Source organism: uncultured Draconibacterium sp., assembly GCF_913063105.1.
Taxonomy (GTDB): Bacteria; Bacteroidota; Bacteroidia; order Bacteroidales; family Prolixibacteraceae; genus Draconibacterium.
This window is the reverse complement of record NZ_CAJXYQ010000007.1, coordinates 52,240-73,208: the sequence shown is the minus strand read 5'-3', so window position 1 is coordinate 73,208 and position 20,969 is coordinate 52,240. Positions and strand designations below refer to the sequence as shown.

The window sequence follows — 20,969 nt, the reverse complement described above, 5'->3', positions numbered from 1 at the left end:
GGATGAAAATGTAATCAAAATGTAACAAAAATGCAACAAAAGTAATCTGATTTTAGAACACCTTTGCCAGCGATTACAAAACGATTAAACTTGTATTTGCTGAAAAACGAATAGCTTAATTAAAAAAAGATAAATGGAAAATTTTTATTTAATTCTTGTGGTCGTTCTTTTTGCTTTGGCAATTTCCGATTTAATAGTTGGAGTTAGCAACGACGCGGTTAATTTTCTTAACTCTGCAATTGGCTCGAAAGCCGCGCCTAAATGGGCCATTTTCTTAATGGCAAGTTTGGGTGTTCTGGTGGGAGCAACATTCTCAAACGGAATGATGGAAGTGGCACGTAAAGGGATTTTTCATCCCGATCAGTTTTACTTTGCCGAAATCATGACCATCTTTCTGGCGGTAATGATTACCGATGTAATTCTGCTTGATTTGTTCAATACCTTTGGTATGCCAACATCAACAACAGTTTCAATTGTTTTTGAATTGTTGGGTTCTGCAGTGGCTGTAGCGGTTGTAAAAATTAAGGGCATGGGCTTGTCGGTTGCTGCCGAATTGTCGAACTACATTAATTCGTCAAAAGCGCTGGCAATCATTACCGGAATATTGCTCTCGGTGTTTATAGCCTTTAGTATTGGTGCTTTAGTCATGTACATTACCCGTTTTATCTTTTCTTTCCGTTATCGCGGACCGATGAAATATTTTGGGGCCATATTCGGCGGACTCGCAATTACGGCAATTACCTATTTTATTTTTATCAAGGGAATGAAAGGCTCGTCGTTTGCTGATGTAGAAATTGCCAGTGGCGAAACACTGCAGGAATGGTTTAAGCACAACACCGGTTTGGTATTGCTGCTGAGCTTTGGGTTCTGGGTGGTATTAATTCAACTGCTAAAATGGATTTTTAAGATAAAAATTCTGAAAGTAGTTGTAATGGTTGGAACTTTTGCTTTGGCAATGGCTTTTGCCGGAAACGACCTGGTAAACTTTATTGGAGTGCCGGTAGCCGGTTTTGCCTCGTTTAAAGATTGGGTAGCTTCGGGTGGTATTTCCCCCGACGAGTTTTCGATGGCTAATCTGGCTGGGAAAAGCAGTACCCCAATATATATGCTTTTAATCTCCGGTCTGGTTATGGTTATTACCCTAATCATGTCGAAAAAAGCTCGTGCGGTAACCGAAACCGAAATTAATCTTGGACGCCAGGATGCCGGCGACGAACGCTTTGGTTCATCAATGGCAGCGCGTATGATGGTGCGCGGTGTTACCAACTTTAACAAAAAACTGATGCGGGTACTGCCAAGCTCTTTTGGTAATACAATTCAGTCGCGCTTCGAAAAATTCTCGTATTTCGAAAACGAAGAAGATGCACCTGCATTTGATAAAATCAGAGCATCAGTTAACCTGGTTGTTGCCAGTATTTTAATTGCAATTGGTACTTCATTAAAGCTGCCACTTTCTACTACCTATGTAACCTTTATGGTGGCTATGGGTACTTCCTTGTCCGACAGGGCCTGGGATCGCGAGAGTGCGGTTTATCGTATTTCCGGAGTGTTTGCCGTAATTGGCGGATGGTTTTTAACCGCCTTAATAGCCTTTACCGTAGCCGGTACAATTGCATTGGTAATTTCCCTGAGTGGCAAGTACATGGTGTTTGTGTTTATTGCAGTGGCTGTGTTTATGGTTATCAGAACTCAGATTATTTTCCGTAAACGTGCTGAAAGTAAATCGGCAGTTGACGAAGATAGTATACAGGATGAAGATGCAACGGAAGTTATTATTTCGAAAAGTGCCAAGCAGATTATAAAAGGTTTGGAGAACACCTCGGAAATTCTGGAAAACGGAATGCAAAGCTTCTTAAGCGAAGACCGGGCAGGGTTGCGAAAAGCCGAAGAAGCCTGTACTGTTTTATCGAAAAAAGCGAAAAAGAATAAAGATAAAGTGTTTAGAATTGCAGAAAAGCTGATGGATAGCTCTGCCGAAACAACACATTACTACGTGCAGATGATAGAGCACAAACGCGAAATGGCACATGCTGTTCACTTTATGCTGAATCCGATGATAACGCACGTAGAGAACAATCACAAACCATTTACTGAAGACCAGGCGGCAGAACTTACCGCAACCATAAACAAGGTTTCAGACTTTTTGAAAGAAGTAACTAAAATGGTTAGCGGGCAGCAGTTTGATGACATAGAAAAACTGGTGGAAGGGAAGGATGCGATAGTGGAAATATTACGCAAAAATGAAAAGAACCAGTTTAAACGAGTGAAGCAGAAGTTGGTTAACAACCGTAACTCACAATTGTATTTTAAAATGCATACCGAGTTGGAAAACCTATTATTGCATGCAATTAACCTGGTAAAATCTGAACGTGATTTTATAACTAATACAAGACACTAAACAGTTTTATACAGATAAAGAAAGAGGAGGCATTAAGCTTCCTCTTTTTTTATGGATTAAAGTTGTGTTGCAATTTGGTTAACCTGCAGCTTCAAATCTTAATTGTCTTTTATTACTTCTGAAACATTTAATTTGGTTGATAATAGAACTTTGTACCCATCGAATTATTAACCAAATCCAAAATGAAAAAATTATCCTTTTTATTATTTATCAGCTTATTTGTCAACCTGTTTAATGCGTTGGCCGAAGGTGAAAACGAAAATGCAGCAAACAAAGGTTCTATTGCCGGTAGAGTTGTGGATGCCGACCACTTGCCGCTTCCTGGAGCTGCTGTTGTTATTGAAACCTTAAAAAAAGGAGCCGTAACCGATGCCAATGGTTTTTACCGTATTGTGGCGCTTGATGCCGGCCAGTACGAAGTTAAAGTTTCATATATCGGTTTTAAAGAGCTTAAAAAATCACTATCGGTATCGGTAGGAAAAACAAGTCAGCTCAACTTTGAAATGAATCCGGGTATTGATATTGAAGAAGTTGTGGTAAATGGTGCATTGCAGGGGCAATCCAAAGCCCTCAATCAGCAAAAAAGCAGCATGAACATTACCAATATTATTTCGGCTGACCAGGTGACCCGTTTCCCCGATGCCAATGTTGGCGATGCGCTAAAAAGAATTCCCGGGATTAATGTACAATACGACCAGGGCGAAGCCCGCTTTGGTAATATTCGCGGTACCTCGCCCGAATATAATTCGGTAACTGTAAACGGCGATCGAATTCCCTCGGCCGAGGCTGAAACCCGCTCCATTCAGCTCGATCTTATTCCGTCGGATATGGTGCAGGCTATTGAGGTAAACAAGGTGGTTACCCCCGATATGGATGCCGATGCTATTGGCGGTTCGGTAAACCTGGTAACAAAAAGTTCACCTTACAAACGCCGTATATCAGGTACGCTGGGTAGTGGCTATAACTTTTTATCCGATAAGGCAGATGCGAACCTGTCCTTAGTGTATGGCGATCGCTTTTTAAACGATAAGCTCGGGATGGTCTTATCAGGTTCATACCAAAATATACAGTTAGGATCAGATAACATCGAGGGAGAATGGGAAAATGAAGATGGTGAAATCTTTATGAGCGATTTCCAGATACGAACTTATAACGTTCAACGCGAACGTCAGAGTTATTCTGCTGCTTTCGATTATACTTTTAATCCTAACCATAAAATCGATTTTAAAGGAATTTACAACCACCGCAAAGACTGGGAAAACCGTTTTCGCTTGCGCTATGATGGTATTGAGCAGGAAGATGGTACCTGGATTGCCGAAATGCGCCGCGAGAGCAAAGGTGGAGTAGAAGACAACAAATACGCACGTTTGGAAGACCAAAAAGCCATGAATTTTTCTTTAAATGGCGAACATCATTTTGGTGCAGTAGAGTTAAACTGGAAAGGGTCGTATGCCAAAGCATCAGAAGAACGCCCAAACGAGCGTTACATTACCTACCGGTATAAAGATGCCGAGATTAGCCCCGATTTAAGTAACACCGAAAAGCCTTACTTTACAATTCTTACCAACGATGCAAAAGATTTAAACAGTGAATGGAGTTTTAAAGAAATGACCGAAGAATACCAATATACAGACGATATAGACAAAAGGTTTAAGGTAGACCTGGCTTTTCCGTGGTTGGAAGGCGATTTTAAAAACCGGATTAAAGCAGGGTTTAGCTACAAAGGAAAAGAGAAAAAGCGCGATAACGAATTTTACGAATACGAACCCGAGGATGAAGATGCATTTAATGCCCTTGCATTTGCCAATATGACCGACAAAACAAAAGATGATTTTGAACCGGGTAAAAAATACAATGCCGGAAATTTTATCAGCAAAGAGTTTCTTGGTGATCAGAATTTGAATTCGGGTTTTGAAAAAACCGAAGTACCGGGAGAACTGGCCGGAAACTTCGACGCCAAAGAAGATGTTTGGGCCAGCTATCTTCGCTTCGATCAGAGCCTTGGTGCCAATTTAGATATTACTTTAGGTGTGCGCATAGAAGCAACCAGTTTGGAATATACCGGGCGCGAACTAAAAGTTGATGAGGAAGGTGAAGAATCGTTACTGGTTACGCCAACTGAAACCGACGATTATATAAACGTGTTACCAAGTTTAATTGGAAAGTATTCCTTGGGCGAAAACACAAAATTAAAGTTTGCATGGACCAATACCATTGCCCGTCCGCGCTATTACGACCTGGTTCCTCATGTTGAAATTAACCTGGAAGATATGGAAGCTGAAATTGGTAACCCTGAACTGGAACCTACCCACTCAATGAACTTCGACTTAATGTTCGAACATTATTTTAGTTCAATTGGACAGATTTCGGCAGGTGTATTTTATAAAGATATTACCAATTTTATTGTAACACAGGAATCACGCGATTACACGTACGAAGGAACTGTTTACGATAAGTTTTATCAACCTCTGAATGCCGGCGATGCCGATTTGTGGGGCCTTGAATTTGCCTTTCAGCGACAGTTCGATTTTCTTCCTGGCTTGCTAAAACAAACCGGCTTTTATGCCACTTACACTTACAACCATTCAAAGGTGAAGAATTTCAATCTTGAGGGGCGCGAAGACGAAGAAATGTCATTGCCGGGTACGCCCGAAAATAGCTTTAATGCATCCTTGTACTACGAAGGCGAAAAATTTACCTTACGCGCTTCGTTTAACTATGCCGATGCTTTTATTGATGAAGTTGGGGATGATGTATTTTACGACAGGTGGTACGATAAAGTAACCTATATGGATATGAATGCGAATTATTCGATAACAAAAAACCTGAATCTATTTTTCGAGGTAAACAACCTGCTAAATCAACCCTTGCGATACTACCAGGGCGCGTCGGACTACTTAATGCAGGAAGAATTTTATAACCGTAAAATATTCTTCGGTGTAAAATTTGATTTCTAAAAAAGTTGGCGATTTTAGTATATTCGAATTAATTATAACTGAGAACAGCAAAAGGTTGTTCTCAGTTATTTACACCTAAAAAATAACGCGATGAATTGTAGCTCCAATCGTATTTTTTTGCTATTTGTTTTAATTGCTGTTTTAATTTCGTGCAACACAAACCGACCAAGCGAAGGGTCTAAAAAAGCCGGAGAGCATATTAAAAATACAGTAGTTGCACTGGCGGAAACCTACCCGGTTCCTCAGGACAAAAACGAGGATTCTGCCGATGACCCGGCTATATGGATTGATACCACCGATGTAACGAATTCTTTTATTATTGGTACCGATAAAAAAGGAGGATTGGCCACCTACGATTTAAACGGCAAGCTTCTTAACTACTACGCTGATGGAAATATGAACAATTGCGACCTTCGTTACGGGTTTCCTTTGGGCGATAAGCAAGTTGATGTATTGGCAGCCAGTAATCGCTCGTCGCATTCCATTGCGCTTTATACGGTGCATAAAGGCGGCGTTTTAAAAGCAGTTGATGCCCGGGTGATTAAAGCTGAAATGCAAGATGATGTTTATGGCCTGGGTATGTATAAAAGCCCGAAAACAGGTAAATATTACGTTTTTTTAAACAGTAAGGCCGGTGAGTTAGAACAATGGGAATTACTGGCAAAAGAAGATAAAATTGATGCCAAACTGGTACGTGCTTTTAATCTGAAAACACAAACCGAAGGCGTTATTGCCGACGATGCATTTGGCCTTGTTTACATAGGAGAAGAAATAGCAGGAATACATAAATTTAATGCTGAACCGGATGCCCCCACCACAGGTGTTTTAATTCCCTTCAGTTCAGAAAAGAACGAGAACATCTGTTACGATATTGAGGGCCTGGCTATTTATGCTACCGACAGTGTAAACGGTTACCTGGTGGCTTCGTCGCAGGGCAATTATTCGTTTGCAGTTTTCGAACGTCAGGGCGAGAATAAATACCTGGGAAGTTTTCGTATTACCGAAGGCGATTTTGATGGAGTGGAAGAAACCGATGGAATAGAAATAACTAATGTGCCGCTTGGGGCAAATTTTCCTAAAGGTATGTTAGTGGTTCAGGATGGGTATAATTATGATGGAGAACAACTGGTAAGCCAAAATTTTAAATACATTTCCTGGGCCGATATTGAGAAGTTTTTCCTGACAAAAACAGACTAATATAAGTTTGTGCCCGATTAAGAAGTGAAAATTTTATATGCCATACAAGGCACCGGGAATGGCCATTTAGCAAGAGCTACTGAGATTATTCCCTTATTACGAAAACTGGGCAAAACGGATATCCTTGTGAGCGGAATACAGGGGGATATCCGTTTACCTTTTGAGGTAAAATACAAGCTTTATGGTTTTAGCTTTATTTTTGGTGAGCGCGGAGGTGTGGATATCTGGAAAACCATTTATAAAGCCCGGCTTTTTAGGTTGATTAACGATATCAGAAAAATCCCGGTAAAAAACTACGACCTGGTTATTACCGATTTTGAGCCAATAACAGCATGGGCCTGCAAGTTAAAAAGAAAAGCGTGCGTTGGATTAAGTCACCAAAACGCTGTTTTACACCCCAGAGCTGCCCGTCCTTTAAAAACCGATTACTTTGGAAAGCTTGTGTTAAAACATTATGCCCCAGTCAAATACCAATATGGCTTTCATTTTAAACAACTCGATAAGCATAATTTTACGCCAGTAATCCGTTCTTCTATTCGCAAGGCAGTAGTAAACAACAAGGGGCATTACACCGTTTATTTACCTGCCTACAGCGATTTGGAGATTGAAAAAATTCTTAAGCAGCATAAAAACGTTCGCTGGGAAGTTTTCTCAAAACACTGTCAGAAAAGCTACTCCAAAGGCTCCATTCGGTTTAATCCGGTTTCGCTCAAAGGTTTTAATCAATCGTTTGTTAGTTGTGCCGGAATATTGTGTAATGCCGGTTTTGAAACTCCGGCCGAAGCACTTTATATGGGTAAAAAACTGTGCGTTTTTCCTATGAAGAATCAATACGAACAGGCTTGTAATGCCGCCATGTTGGCCGAAATGGGTGTGCCCGTAATTGACTCAGGTAAAAAAGCGCAGCGTATTTTGGGGCAGTGGCTAAACCAGGATGTGGCATTAAAAATTTTGTATGAGGACAAAACATCCGACTGGCTAAAGCAAGTTATTGAAACATGCATTGATTAGCGCTGTGATACTATTTATGAGCGTATTTTTTCATGATTAGGTACATGGATTTCCCAACATTTAAAAATGGTTTAAAGGCTATTGAATAAGGTGTTACAAATTTGTAATTTTATTAAGCCAAAAATTTATTTGCTGAAATACAGCGATTTATAAATACCGCGATGTGAAAAATTAATCGTTTTGTAATATATCTGTAATTCCCGTGTAATAGTGTTGGCACATTTTTGCCTTCGTAAAAAACAGACAAAATTCAATCTTAAGTAAAAAATGAAAAAAATGTTTTTACTGTTGTTATTGGTTCAAGGAATCATCTCAACAGGATTTAGCCAAGAAGAAACTGAAGCGTTTAAACCAAATGGGAAACCACTTGCTTTGATTTTTACCAATTTTCATACTGCCTTTTCCGATGGGGAATCGGCCTCGGAGTTTGAAAATACCCGGGCCTATTTAGGTTACGAATACAATTTTAGCAAAGAATTCTATGCGAAAGTTGTTTTTGACGTAGGTAATCCAAAAGACGGCGGTGGCCACGAGCTTTCAGCTTTTCTTAAAAATGCCTATGTGCAGTATTCAAAAGACAACCTGAAAGCCTATTTTGGTATGATTTCTACTACCCAGTTTAAGGTTTCAGAAAAATTGTGGGGAAACCGCTACATGATGAAGTCGTACCAGGATGAGTACAAATTTAATTCGAGTGCCGACCTCGGTTTTAACATCGATTATAAATTTGCCGATTTTATTAGTGCCGATTTCTCTGTTATTAACGGCGAAGGGTACAAAAAAATTCAAGGCGACGACCTGTTGCGCTACGGAGCCGGTACAACCATTAAGCCGGTTAAAAATGTTATTGCCCGCGTATTTGCTGATATCTCAGGCGATGATGTAAAACAAAAATCGTTGGCAACCCTTTTGGCGTATACCAATGGCAAATTTACACTTGCCGGCGAATACAACTACCAATCAAACTATAAAATGGTTGACGGTCAAAACCAATACGGTACATCTATTTACAGTTGGTATAAACCAAATAATAGCTGGAAACTTTTTGCTCGTTATGATGGATTAAACTCGGATGAACTTGATGGAGAATCAGAAGCTTGGAATATTGACTCAGATGGTCAATTAATGATTGCAGGTGCCGAATATAGCCCGGTGAAAGGTGTTAAAATCACACCAAACATTCGATTTTTTAATCCTGAGAAAGCCGATGCTGAAAATATTACTTACCTGTATTTAAGTGCAGAGTTTAAGTTCTGATTTTTATACTTAACAGAAAACTAGAATTTCAAAAAAATAGAAAAATGAAAAATTTAGCACTACTGGTTTTAACAGTATTTATTCTTGGAGCTTGCTCCAGTTCTTCAAACAAACAAGGAGGAGAAAAATCCGGAGAAAGCAAAAAAGTGACACTTACTGCTGCAGGTGCAACCTTCCCCATGCCTTATTACAACATGGTTTTTAAGGCCTACACATCCGAAACCGGAACGCTTTTAACCTACGGTGGAATTGGCTCGGGTGGCGGTATTCGCAGTTTAACCGACAAAGTAGTTGATTTTGGAGCTACTGATGCTTATTTGAACGATGATAAACTGGCCGAAATGCCGGCCGAAGTGGTTCATATTCCAACGGTGCTAGGTGCTGTGGTTATTGCCTACAACCTGCCTGGAGTTGATGGCTTAAAGCTTTCAAACGAATTGCTTGAGAAAATTTTTATGGGAGAAATTACCAAATGGAATGATTCGGCAATTAAAGCCAATAACGAAGGTATAGCTTTACCTGATATGGATATTACTTTTGTACATCGTTCTGATGGTAGCGGAACTACCTACATTTTTAGCGATTACATGAGTAAAATTAGCACAAAATGGGCTGATGCTGTAGGTAAAGGAAAATCGTTACAATGGCCTGTTGGAATGGGAGCCAAAGGAAACCCGGGAGTAGCCGGTACCATTAAGCAAACCGAAGGAGCCATTGGCTATATTGGTTCTGAGTATGCTTTTGCACAAAAAATTCAAACGGCAAAAGTACAAAATAGTGCAGGTAATTACATCGAGCCGTCAATAGCATCGGTAAGTGCTGCTGCAAAGGGAGAGATTCCTGCTGACACACGTATTATGCTTACCAATTCAGCAGATCCGGAAGCGTATCCGATCAGTGGATTTACATGGATTATATTGTACAAGGAACAGAGTTACAATGGCCGGTCAAAAGATCAGGCATTGGCAACTGTAAGTTTTCTTGATTGGTTGGTAAGCAGCGATGCGCAAGGACAAGCCGAAAAAGTGCATTATGCGCCACTACCCGAGGCTGCTGCAGCAAAAGCCAAGCTTATATTACGATCAATTACTTTCGACGGGCAACCCTTACTTCAATAATATAGCATTTAAGATAACAGGATATGGAAACCTGTTTGCAAAAACAGGTTTCTTCTCTTTTTCTGAATCTTGTCGCCTGTAAATAAAGTGTCCTGTACACCACATCATTGTTACATATTTCATTAAATGAACAGCGAAAAAATAACTAAAGGCGTTCTCTTGCTTTCCTCATTCCTCATACTTTTTGTGGCAGGAGGCATGGTTTTCTCCTTGGTAAAAGGGGCCATTCCCGCATTCAAAAGTTTTGGTATTAGTTTTATTTGGTTGAATGACTGGAATCCAACCGAAGGAAAAGAAAACTATGGAGCGCTGCCATTTATTGCCGGCACAATTGTAACATCGGTTGCAGCACTTTTAATAAGCTTGCCACTTTCTTTTTCCGCTTCCTTGTTTTTAGGAGAATATTACCGCGGAACCAAAATGGCAAAAGTGCTGGGTACCATGGTTGATTTGCTGGCCGGAATCCCATCAATAGTTTACGGTTTGTGGGGATTTTATGTTTTGCGCCCCCTGTTAATTGATTTGGGTTTGCCTAATCAGGGATTTGGAGTTTTTACTGCCAGCATCATTCTGGCCATTATGATAATTCCTTATGCCACCTCGCTGAGTAACGAGATAATTACGATGGTGCCCAACGAATTGAAAGAGGCAGCCTATTCTTTAGGAGCAACCCGCCTGGAAGTAATTTTTAGTGTAATTGTTCCTTCTGCACGTTCAGGAATCGTTGCCGGTTACATTTTGTCGTTTGGGCGGGCACTTGGCGAAACTATGGCTGTTACCATGTTAATTGGAAATGCAAACATTATTCCCACAGGTTTTTTTGGAACCGGGAACACCATGGCCTCTGTTATTGCCAACCAGTTTGGTGAAGCAGAGGGCTTAAAACTGAGTTCGCTTATTGCAATTGGTTTGTTATTATTCCTGCTCACAGGTATAATTAATGCTATCGGAAAATTCATCATAAAACGAATGGGATAATAATGAATGCAGCAGCAAAAATAACAGCCGCAAACCTCTCTCGCAGAACATTTAAAGATCGTTTCTTTAAAGGAATCGTGTTTTTTCTGTCGGTGGTTACTATTTCGCCAATTGTACTTATTATTTACAAATTGGTTGCCAAAGGATACCGGCAGATAAGCCTTAATTTTATTATTAAAACCCCGCCCGATACCTTTGAGGCAATGACTGCTTTAAGTAATGGCGAATTAATTCCGGGGGGTATTGCCAACGGAATATCCGGAACATTGTTGATGGTGGTGCTTGCCTCCGTAATTGCCATTCCGGTGGGTGTAATTACCGGTATTTACCTGTATGAAAATCCCGGGAAGCCATTGGCAAATCTTACCCGAAATGTTTCAGATGTTCTTCAGGGCGTACCGTCAATTGTACTGGGTTTAATTGCATATATGTGGATTGTTAAGCCAATAACCAGTGGCTTTTCGGCTCTGGCAGGTAGTGTGTCTTTATCAATAATGATGTTGCCCATGATTGTTCGTTCCACTGAAGAAACCCTGAAAATGATTCCGCAAACCATTAAAGAAGCAGCCATGGCATTGGGTGTTCCTTACTACAAGGTAATTCTCAGGGTTTTAATCCCAACCGGTTTTAGCGGATTATTAACCGGTATTCTGCTCGGCATTTCACGTATTTTAGGCGAAACTGCACCTTTGATGCTTACCGCACTTGGAAGCACAATAATTAACCTCGATATTACCAAACCAACCAGTGCGGTGCCTTTGTTAATATGGGAGTTTTATAACGATCCGAATATGGTTGACCTGATATGGAGTTCATCATTATTATTAATGGCAATGGTGTTAACTTTAAACCTGGTCTCAAAACGAATAGCCGCCCGAACAAAATAGCATAGAAATAGAATGAAAGAAGATACTGTAAATATAAAAGACCCCGTACTTTCTATTCGCAATCTTTCGGTTGCATACGATAAAGGAAAATATGCCGTAAACGATGTTTCTGCCGATATAAAAAGAAATGCAGTAACCGCTATTATGGGGCCTTCGGGATGCGGAAAAAGTACCATGTTGCGTGCGATAAACCGTATGCACGAATTGTACGAAAATATTGAAACAAAAGGAACACTGATTTTAAACGGCAAGGACATTACCGATATGCCTACCATACAATTGCGCCGAATGGCGGGTATGGTGTTTCAACGTCCAAATCCGTTTCCAACAATGAGCATTTACGACAATGTAATTGCCGGTTATAAGCTGAACGGTATTCGTTTAAAGAAGAAAGAACGTGATGAAATTGTTGAACGTTCTTTGCGCGATGTTACTCTTTGGGACGAGGTGAAAGATACACTGCATAAAAAAGGCACTTTCCTCTCAGGGGGGCAACAGCAAAGACTTTGTATTGCACGGGCGCTGGCTTTCGACCCGGAAGTGATTCTGCTCGACGAACCAACCTCCGCACTCGATCCTGTGGCAACTTCAAAAATTGAAGACCTGCTGGTAAAATTGAAAGAGAATTATTCGATTTTGATGGTGACACATAATATGTCGCAGGCGGCCCGAATCTCTGACTATTCAATGTTTATGTACCTGGGCGAACTGGTAGAATACGGTAAAACAAAAGATATGTTTACCAATCCGAAAGACCGCCGTACAGAAGAATACCTTACCGGTAAATTCGGTTAATTGTTTTAACTTCATACAAATTCCAAAAAAGATGACTTTAAAAAAAGATGATGCAATAAAAGCAGTAATGAGCGATTTTGAAGAATTTGCCAACCTGGTACTTCATCAACTTGATTTGCTTGAGACGCTAATTGCTACCGGAGAAACAACTTTTCCGGAAGATAAAAGTAAAGAGTTATACAATAACGAACGAAAGCTGGATAAACTGGAAGTTAAAATCAGCGATAAAATTATTAATACCATCACCTTATACCAGCCGGTGGCTTCCGATATCCGTAAAATAATGGCCTGCTACCGAATAATTATCAGCCTTGAAAGGGTGGGCGATATGGTAATAAACGTATTGCGTTTTGTTGAAACAATAAAAACACCAAAAGTTTATACCGAGCTATCAGAAGTGGTTTCGAATATGTTGATACAAAGTGCGAGCATGGTAAATAAATCCTTACTGGCATTTACAAACGACGACAGAGACTATGCCATCTGGACGATAAAAAACGACTCGGTAGTGGATGAACTCAATAAAAAGATGCTGAAAAAAGCCATTAAAAAAAGTACTTCGTCAAACGACGATAAAGAATTATTGATGAGCTTTATAAATATGAATAGCATGGTAAGCACCATTGAACGTATTGCCGACCAGGCCACTAATATTGCTGAAGCAGCTATTTATTCGATTGACGGGAAAGACATCCGGCATAAAGAAGTAAAATAAACTTGTTTTTATGAAGGATAATGTATTTTTATTACCCTGAACAAAGGAGAGAAATTTTTTAATCATGGGATCAAATCCGAAAATATTAATTGTTGACGACGAAAAAGATTTATGTGAAATTTTAGAGTTCAACCTGTCAAGCGAAGGTTTTGAAACCGCCGTAGCCCATTCGGCTGAACAGGCATTAAAATTACCGCTTGATGAGTATGATCTAATTTTGTTGGATGTAATGATGGGGGAAATGTCGGGGTATAAAATGGCCGATAAAATAAGGAAAGAGCTGCAGTTATCGGTACCCATCATTTTCATGACAGCAAAAACTGCTGAGAATGATATTCTTACCGGATTTAATGTTGGTGGAGACGATTATATATCGAAACCGTTTTCGATAAAAGAAATGGTGGCGCGCATTAAAGCAGTTTTAAAACGTGGCCGGCAAAATACCCGACAAAATAAAGTATACCGGGTGGAAGGCTTGCTGGTTGATGCCAATAGCAAAACCGTTCAAATCGATGAAGAAGCAGTAAGTCTTACACGAAAAGAGTTTGAAATTATAACACTTCTTCTAAAACATCAGGGGCAATACATTAGCCGAAACGAAATACTCGATTACGTTTGGAACGATGATGTAATTGTTACCGAGCGAAATGTGGATGTAAATATTGCCCGGCTCCGAAAAAAAATTGGCAAATACGGCCAGTATATCAAAGGGAAATCGGGTTATGGTTACGCATTTAAAGAGCTGTAATAACCAAGCATAGTACAAAAAAGTTGATAGATATAAATAATTAAAAACAGAACAAGGTGCCTATTCAACAAACATTCAGACAGAAAATTTTCTACTACTTTATAGCCGTATTTTTATTGTTTACAGTAGTAATAATGTTGTTCCAGTTGCAGCGCGAAAGAAATTATAAAACGTCGCAACTTGAGAATACCTTAAAAAATGTTACCGAGGTTGCCCATAATTATATTGAGTATTACCAGTTAATGCAGTCGCAAAACTTTAGTAGTGCCGATACCTTAAAAGTTCTTATTCCGCAAGACAATATAAGGCTAACCATTATTGATAAAAGGGGGATAGTTTTATACGACAGTTTTGTGTACGAATACAAAAAAATGGAAAACCATTTTGATCGTCCGGAAGTACAAAAAGCCCTTTATGCCGGAGAAGGAGCCAATATCCGCCATTCAGCAACAACCGGTACCGATTTTTATTATTATGCAAAAAGTTACGATAACTATTTTGTAAGGGCAGCCATGGTTTACGACGTTAATGTCGAGAATTTTTTGAAAGCTGAACGCTTATTTATCTTCTTCATTATCGCCATATTCCTTATTATCTGGTTGGTAATTAATGAGCTCACAAAACGGCTGTCGATTTCGATAACCAAGTTAAAAGATTTTGCAATAAAGGCCGGTAAAAACGAGCCTATAAACGAAGAAGAAGGAAATTTCCCGGATAATGAATTGGGTGAAATTGGCTCTCAAATTGTTAAAATCTACAAAAACCTGCATAAAGCCAAAAACTCCATTGCGCTTGAAAAGGATCGATTGGCCAACCACATGAATATCCTGAACGAAGGGATTGGATTTTTTACGCCACAAAAAGAAAAAATGCTGGTCAACAGTCATTTTATTCAGTATGTCAGCATTATTTCAGATACGATGACCATTTCGGCAGAAAACTTTTTTAACATACCTGAGTTTCAGAAAATTAATGAATTTTTGGACAAGTACCTAAAAACGGAAATTGTATTTCAGAATAACGAATTGCCACAAATTGAATTTACGCTGCAAAAAGATGACAGTTACTTTAAACTACTGTGCATTGTTTTTGCCGATAAAAGTTTTGAGATTTTAATTACCGACATTACAAAACCTGAAAAACGCAGGTTGCTCAAACAGCAGCTAACCTCAAACATTGCACACGAGCTAAAAACACCACTGGCTTCAATAAAAGGGTATATCGAAACATTAATGTCGAACCCCGACATTGATAAGGAGAAGCAGCAGTATTTTATTGCCCGGGCAAGCCGGCAGGCCGAACGCCTGAATCTGCTCTTAAACGATATTTCGCTGTTAAATAACATTGAAGATGCCGGCGAATTATTTGAAATAAAACCGGTGAACGTAAAAAATGTGGTGTCGGATGTGGTGGAAAACCTTGAAAGCCGCCTGACAGCAAAAAACATAAAATGTAAATTAAACATTGATAAGGATGTTGTTGTAAAAGGAAACGATTCGTTGTTATCGTCTGTATTTCAAAATTTACTCGAAAATTCGATTAATTACGCAGGCACCGATATCAAGATAGAAATAAGAAATTACCTGGAAGACAAAAATTTCCATTACTTCAGTTATTCCGATACAGGTGTTGGTATTCCTGAAGAACACCTCAATCGTATTTTTGAGCGATTTTATCGGATCGACTCCGGACGGACCCGAGAACTGGGTGGTACCGGCCTCGGCTTATCGATTGTAAAAAATGCAATTCTGCTTCATAAAGGAAAAATATCGGCACGTAACAAACCCGAAGGGGGAATTGAGTTTTTATTCTCGCTTACCAAATAATTACCTGCAGCACAATAAAAAACGCCATTGGAAATGTTCCGGTGGCGTTTTTTTATGCCTGTAACGGCAACAAAGCTTTCGCAAAATTTACGTTACAAAACCATTACTATTTGTAGCCAAACATTGCAAAAAGGTTAAAACAATGTAACCCAAGTTTAAATAGACTGTAATTCGGGTGTAATATATATCGGGTTGCTTTGCCTCTGTAAATTCTATGAGTTTATAAATAAACACTGCAACTTTTTAAATATATGAAACGATTATTTATTAGCATGTTATTGCTAATTCAGGTAGTAATGGTTACAGCACAAACCGGAACGATAAAAGGAACTGTAACCGATTCTGAAACCTCTGAAGCACTTATTGGAACCACCGTATTAATTAAAGGCACCACACAGGGAACCATTACCGACTTTGATGGAAATTACCTTATCCCGAACGTTCAGCCGGGTAATTACACGCTTGTTGTATCTTTTATTTCTTACGATGCCCAGGAATTCCAGATTGAAGTGAAAGCCAACGAGGAAACGCTGGTTAATGTAAACCTGGCGCCGGCCACTCTTGAGCTCGAAGGTGTTCAGGTGGTGGCAAAAGCCAAACGCGAGTCGGAAGCCATGTTGTTAATCGACCAGAAAAATGCCTCGGGAATTAAAGAAAGCATAGGCTCGAAGCGCATGTCGGCCTTAGGTGTTTCTGATGCCGCAGCAGCTACCTCAAAAATATCAGGAGTAACCAAAAACGAAGGAAGCGGCGATATCTATATCCGTGGCCTTGGCGACCGGTATTTAAGCACTACCATGAATGGCTTACCAATTCCGTCAGATGATGTGGAAAAGAAAAATATCGATTTAAACCTGTTTTCAACCGATATTATCGGCAACGTAGGTATTAATAAAACTTTTGCTGTTGAAACCTATGGCGATCAGGCCTCGGGGGCGGTAAATATTGGTTCAAAAACCTTCTCCGAGAAAATTGAAATTGAGGCTTCAGCCGGTACCTCAACAGCCGTTTTAAGCGATGGCGTATTTGGCAAATTTAGCGGAACACAGAACCGGAATGATGTAACAATGGGCTTTTATAAACAACCCTATGCAACCATCGACGCTGTTAAAAAACAAAGCTGGAATACCACATCGGTTAATCTTCCTTTAGCAAGGGGATTATCGTTACTTGGCGGAAAAAAAGTGAAGTTATTTAATAACGACTTAGCGGTTTTTGCAACCCTTTCTCACTCTAACGATTTTGATTACCAAACAGGTATTTATAAAAAATACCGCATGAACAACCTGAATAACTCGTTTACCGATGTTGAGGATTTTTCGAGTGAAATTAACACCACCGGGCTATTAAACCTGAGCTATGATTTTAATAAAGACCACAACCTGAATTTTAATAGTGTGGCCATTTATAAAACCATCGATCAGTTGTACGAACAAGGCCGCAATGGCGAAGGGTATGTTCGCGATCAGGATCCGCAGGAAGATGGAGCTTTTGTGCGCGACCAAAACCTGAAACAAACAAAAATTTACATCAACCAGTTACTGGGATCTCACAAAATAAACCAGAATAACCAGATGAAGTGGGCTGTTGGGTACAACTGGGTAAATGCCGACGAACCCAACCGTATTCGCAACGAAGTAAACATTCTGGATGAAAATACGGTGCAGTTTGCACACGTTGGCGACTTTCAGCAGCGTAAATCAAGCCAGGAGATAAAAGACACCGAGCTTAACGGCTATGCTTCCAATGAAATGAAGCTAGTTGATGAAGAAAACAAAAAACTCAAGCTGAATTTTGGAGGAAACTTCCGTCATAAACAACGCGAATTTAACGCCTTATCGGTTGGTGTGCGAGCTAAAGGCGTGCAGGTAAAATCTATTGATAATTTAGATGAAGCGCTGCTTGATGAGACACTTTATCAAAACGGTAGCCTTATCATTCGCGAACGAAAACCAGATTTGTACGATGCCACATTGCAGGTAATGGCCGCATTTGTAAATACTTCTTTTGAACTCGAAAAACTGTCGGGAAGCATCGGATTGCGTTACGAAATGGATAAAATAGAATCAAACTGGGATGTGGCCAACTATGTGGGCCGAATAGGAAGTTTATCAAACGATTATACCAATATACTGCCGGCGCTAAACCTGAAGTACGAGATGGGTGAAAACAGTGCGCTTAGGCTGGCAGCCAGTAAAACGGTTACATTGCCCGAGTTTAAAGAGCTGGCACCTTTCGAGTATGTTTCGCCAACAGGGCGTGTTACTAAAGGTAACCCCGATTTAAAACATTCCGAAAATTACAATGTGGATGTAAAGTGGGAAATGTTTCCTGGCCGTAACGAGCTAATCTCGGTAACCGGTTTTTACAAAATGATTAACGATCCCATCAATCTGGCACAAACTCGTGGTTCGTCGGGTAATTTTATTTTCGAAAATACCGGAGAACAAGCCAATGTTTACGGCCTGGAGTTTGAAACACGACTGGGTTTAATTAAAGCAGAAGAAGAGGGAATGCCCGGCCTCGACATGATTGTTAATGCCACCAAAATGTGGTTTAACCAGGATTTGTTGGAAGAATTTCAGTACAACAGCAAAACCGAAACCGATTTGCAAGGTGCCTCAGGGCTTATTTTAAACGGCGCCCTTACTTTCTCAAACAATACTGCCAATGCCTTTATGGCAACCATTACCGGAAATTACTCTTCAGACAAAATTCTGGCGCTCGGAGCCCCCGAAGATTTTGAAAACAGTGCCACACTTTTTAACAACGAAATAGTTGAAAAAGGATTTGCTACGGTTGATCTGGTAGTGAGTAAAAAACTATCAAAAAGGCTGGAAATAAAAGTATCGGGAAAAAACCTGTTAAATCCGGACATTGAACAAACACAAGAAATAAAACCCCTCTCGGGAGAAGCATCAACCGAGGTGGTGAGCTCCTATAAAAAAGGAATCAGTTTCAATTTTAGTTTAAAAATAAATCTTGATTAAAAACGCAAACGTATAATTCTAAATTTTCAAAAAAATGAAAAAAGCATTTATTAAAGTATTAGGACTTGCCTTATTGGCAACTGCGGTATTTACAAGCTGCGATAATGATGATCCGACTCCGGAACCGACTCCGGAAGTTATCGAGAATCTGGAGAATGGTATTTTGGAAGGCCAGCTTACCGAAGATTATTCTTTAGACGCTGCAATGACCTACAGCCTTAGCGGCTCATTTATTGTGCCCGAGGGAATTACCTTAAATATTCCTGCCGGTACAAACATTCAGGCCGTAAATGGCGGAACTGATGTTTACATTGCCGTTTTAATGGGAGGTAAAATTAATATTAATGGTACCGAAAGTAGCCCGGTTATTATGTCGTCGGCTAACGGAAACCCAGGCGACTGGGGTGGTTTAACCATTTGTGGTAAAGCAACTACAACAGCAGGTGTAAATGCCGAGGCAGAAGTAGGTGGATTTATCTACGGTGGAACCAATGACGACGATAATTCAGGTATGGTAAAATACCTGGTAATTCGCGGTACAGGCGCACAAATTAACGACGAATCGCAATATAACGGCGTGTCGTTGTATGCAGTAGGTTCAGCAACTACTATCGAAAACATTGCTGTAATTAACGGTTCAGATGATGGAATCGAGTTCTTTGGAGGAACAGTTTCGGCAACCAACATTTTTCTTCAAAATAACGAAGACGATGCAATCGACTGGACTGAAGGCTGGAGCGGTACTATTAATAATGCCTATGTTGAGCACACCATTACCGATTTTTCAACAGTTGTTGAAGGCGATAAAGTAAACAACAACCCCAAAATCAACAACCTTACGGCTGTATCAACAACCGGCGGAACAGCACTACAGTTTAAAGCCGAATCGGGTGCTACCATTACCGGTTTATCGTTAACCGGGTACTCAAAAAGTATTGATATGAAAGACGATGGCCCGCTTGATAATGTGGTTATTGAAGGTGTAGTGGCCGATCCAACTGATAGCTATAACAAATCGGCAACAGTTGATCCAAGCGGTTGGGCCTGGGTGGATGTTGAACTGGCTGAAGTTATTGCCCTTGAAGGCGATGTTACCGGTGATGTAACACTTGATCCGGCAAAAGCTTACCGCTTAAAAGGTTCGTATATCGTTAGAGACGGTGGCTCATTAACCATTCCTGCCGGCACAAAAATTCATGCCGATGCCGGTGGTACCGATGTTTACATTGCCGTTTTAATGGGCGGTAAAATTTATATCAACGGTACTGCTGATAATCCGGTTGTTATTGCCTCCGACCTTGGAACTCCGGCCGATTGGGGTGGATTAACCATTTGCGGAAAAGCAACAACCAGCGCAGGTGCCGATTCAGAAGCTGAAGTGGGTGGCTTTATTTACGGAGGTACCAACGATGCTGATAATTCAGGATCAGTTACCTACCTGGTAATTAAAGGAACCGGTGCACAAATTAACGACGAATCGCAGTACAATGGCGTGTCACTGTATGCCGTAGGTTCTGAAACCAAACTCGAAAATATTGCGGTTATTAACGGAGCCGACGATGGTGTTGAATTTTTTGGTGGTTCAGCTATCGTAAAAAATATTTACCTTGAAAACAATGAAGACGACGCTGTTGACTGGACAGAAGGTTGGAACGGTTCTGTTGAGAATACATACATCAAACACACCATTGAAGATTTCTCTACCGCTTTTGAAGGCGATAAAGTAAACAACAACCCCAGCTTCACCAATGTAACCTGTGTATCAACAACCGGCGGAACTGCACTGCAGTTTAAAGCCAGCTCTGGTGCAAGCATTACAGGATTGCACATTGATGGTTACGAGGTTGAATTGGATATGAAAGACAGTGGAGCTACAGCAAATGTACAGGTTGACGGTGCCGATGCCGATGTTGAATTGATTTCAGGTGAAACAAATAAGTACACCTTTAAATCGGGTGCCGGTTCTACGGCCATCGATATTTCAGGATGGACCTGGACTGCTGCTGGCTTGTAAAAAAATTAAGCAAATTATTTTATTGAATATGAATAAAATAGTAAGAGGATATCAAAGGCATTTTTTTTAATGCAGTGT

The 20,969-nt window shown here is 40.2% G+C and carries 14 protein-coding genes; all 14 read left to right on the top strand.

From position 1 onward, the window contains the following. Nucleotides 1-133: 133 nt before the first annotated feature. The 14 genes from QZ574_RS08870 (at nucleotide 134) to QZ574_RS08805 (ending at nucleotide 20,891) form a co-directional block, all read left to right on the top strand. Nucleotides 134-2,398 (top strand): inorganic phosphate transporter, encoded by a 2,265-nt coding sequence (locus tag QZ574_RS08870; RefSeq protein ID WP_297088948.1) that lies wholly within the window; start codon nucleotides 134-136, stop codon nucleotides 2,396-2,398. Nucleotides 2,399-2,580: 182 nt separating this feature from the next. Beyond that, a complete protein-coding gene (locus tag QZ574_RS08865; protein ID WP_297088946.1) occupies nucleotides 2,581-5,355 on the top strand; it encodes a TonB-dependent receptor in 2,775 nt (924 codons plus the stop codon). 90 nt (nucleotides 5,356-5,445) lie between these two features. After that, on the top strand, nucleotides 5,446-6,552 hold the full coding sequence (locus tag QZ574_RS08860; protein ID WP_297088944.1) for a phytase: 1,107 nt from the start codon (nucleotides 5,446-5,448) through the stop codon (nucleotides 6,550-6,552). A 24-nt stretch (nucleotides 6,553-6,576) separates the two neighbouring features. Next, a complete protein-coding gene (locus QZ574_RS08855; RefSeq protein WP_297088942.1) occupies nucleotides 6,577-7,563 on the top strand; it encodes a glycosyltransferase family protein in 987 nt (328 codons plus the stop codon). 267 nt (nucleotides 7,564-7,830) lie between these two features. Next, on the top strand, nucleotides 7,831-8,820 hold the full coding sequence (locus QZ574_RS08850; RefSeq protein WP_297088940.1) for a porin: 990 nt from the start codon (nucleotides 7,831-7,833) through the stop codon (nucleotides 8,818-8,820). A 44-nt stretch (nucleotides 8,821-8,864) separates the two neighbouring features. Then, nucleotides 8,865-9,938, top strand: a complete 1,074-nt coding sequence (gene pstS, locus QZ574_RS08845) for a phosphate ABC transporter substrate-binding protein PstS (RefSeq protein ID WP_297088938.1) — start codon at nucleotides 8,865-8,867, stop codon at nucleotides 9,936-9,938. Nucleotides 9,939-10,064: 126 nt separating this feature from the next. Next, nucleotides 10,065-10,916: a phosphate ABC transporter permease subunit PstC gene (pstC, locus tag QZ574_RS08840; RefSeq protein ID WP_297088936.1), complete on the top strand. Its 852-nt coding sequence runs from the start codon at nucleotides 10,065-10,067 to the stop codon at nucleotides 10,914-10,916. 2 nt (nucleotides 10,917-10,918) lie between these two features. Next, the gene (pstA, locus tag QZ574_RS08835; protein ID WP_297088934.1) at nucleotides 10,919-11,803 is read left to right on the top strand and encodes a phosphate ABC transporter permease PstA; all 885 of its coding nucleotides are present in this window, start codon (nucleotides 10,919-10,921) and stop codon (nucleotides 11,801-11,803) included. A gap of 12 nt (nucleotides 11,804-11,815) precedes the next feature. Further along, nucleotides 11,816-12,598: a phosphate ABC transporter ATP-binding protein PstB gene (gene pstB / locus QZ574_RS08830; RefSeq protein WP_297088932.1), complete on the top strand. Its 783-nt coding sequence runs from the start codon at nucleotides 11,816-11,818 to the stop codon at nucleotides 12,596-12,598. A gap of 31 nt (nucleotides 12,599-12,629) precedes the next feature. Beyond that, on the top strand, nucleotides 12,630-13,313 hold the full coding sequence (locus tag QZ574_RS08825; protein WP_297088931.1) for a phosphate uptake regulator PhoU: 684 nt from the start codon (nucleotides 12,630-12,632) through the stop codon (nucleotides 13,311-13,313). Between the two features lie 64 nt (nucleotides 13,314-13,377). Next, nucleotides 13,378-14,061: a response regulator transcription factor gene (locus QZ574_RS08820; protein WP_297088929.1), complete on the top strand. Its 684-nt coding sequence runs from the start codon at nucleotides 13,378-13,380 to the stop codon at nucleotides 14,059-14,061. Nucleotides 14,062-14,117: 56 nt separating this feature from the next. Further along, entirely contained in the window at nucleotides 14,118-15,887 is a 1,770-nt protein-coding gene (locus QZ574_RS08815; protein ID WP_297088926.1) for a HAMP domain-containing sensor histidine kinase, read from the top strand. 251 nt (nucleotides 15,888-16,138) lie between these two features. Beyond that, the gene (locus QZ574_RS08810; protein ID WP_297088925.1) at nucleotides 16,139-18,877 is read left to right on the top strand and encodes a TonB-dependent receptor; all 2,739 of its coding nucleotides are present in this window, start codon (nucleotides 16,139-16,141) and stop codon (nucleotides 18,875-18,877) included. Between the two features lie 34 nt (nucleotides 18,878-18,911). Beyond that, a complete protein-coding gene (locus QZ574_RS08805) occupies nucleotides 18,912-20,891 on the top strand; it encodes a hypothetical protein (protein WP_297088923.1) in 1,980 nt (659 codons plus the stop codon). Nucleotides 20,892-20,969: the final 78 nt, after the last annotated feature.

Excerpts from the sequence above, each read along its gene's own strand:
- QZ574_RS08870 (WP_297088948.1), top strand. The coding sequence starts at position 134 with ATGGAAAATTTTTATTTAATTCTTGTGGTCGTTCTTTTTGCTTTGGCA.
- QZ574_RS08865 (WP_297088946.1), top strand. The coding sequence starts at position 2,581 with ATGAAAAAATTATCCTTTTTATTATTTATCAGCTTATTTGTCAACCTG.
- QZ574_RS08860 (WP_297088944.1), top strand. The coding sequence starts at position 5,446 with ATGAATTGTAGCTCCAATCGTATTTTTTTGCTATTTGTTTTAATTGCT.
- QZ574_RS08850 (WP_297088940.1), top strand. The coding sequence starts at position 7,831 with ATGAAAAAAATGTTTTTACTGTTGTTATTGGTTCAAGGAATCATCTCA.
- pstS (WP_297088938.1), top strand. The coding sequence starts at position 8,865 with ATGAAAAATTTAGCACTACTGGTTTTAACAGTATTTATTCTTGGAGCT.
- pstC (WP_297088936.1), top strand. The coding sequence starts at position 10,065 with ATGAACAGCGAAAAAATAACTAAAGGCGTTCTCTTGCTTTCCTCATTC.
- pstA (WP_297088934.1), top strand. The coding sequence starts at position 10,919 with ATGAATGCAGCAGCAAAAATAACAGCCGCAAACCTCTCTCGCAGAACA.
- pstB (WP_297088932.1), top strand. The coding sequence starts at position 11,816 with ATGAAAGAAGATACTGTAAATATAAAAGACCCCGTACTTTCTATTCGC.
- QZ574_RS08825 (WP_297088931.1), top strand. The coding sequence starts at position 12,630 with ATGACTTTAAAAAAAGATGATGCAATAAAAGCAGTAATGAGCGATTTT.
- QZ574_RS08820 (WP_297088929.1), top strand. The coding sequence starts at position 13,378 with ATGGGATCAAATCCGAAAATATTAATTGTTGACGACGAAAAAGATTTA.
- QZ574_RS08810 (WP_297088925.1), top strand. The coding sequence starts at position 16,139 with ATGAAACGATTATTTATTAGCATGTTATTGCTAATTCAGGTAGTAATG.
- QZ574_RS08805 (WP_297088923.1), top strand. The coding sequence starts at position 18,912 with ATGAAAAAAGCATTTATTAAAGTATTAGGACTTGCCTTATTGGCAACT.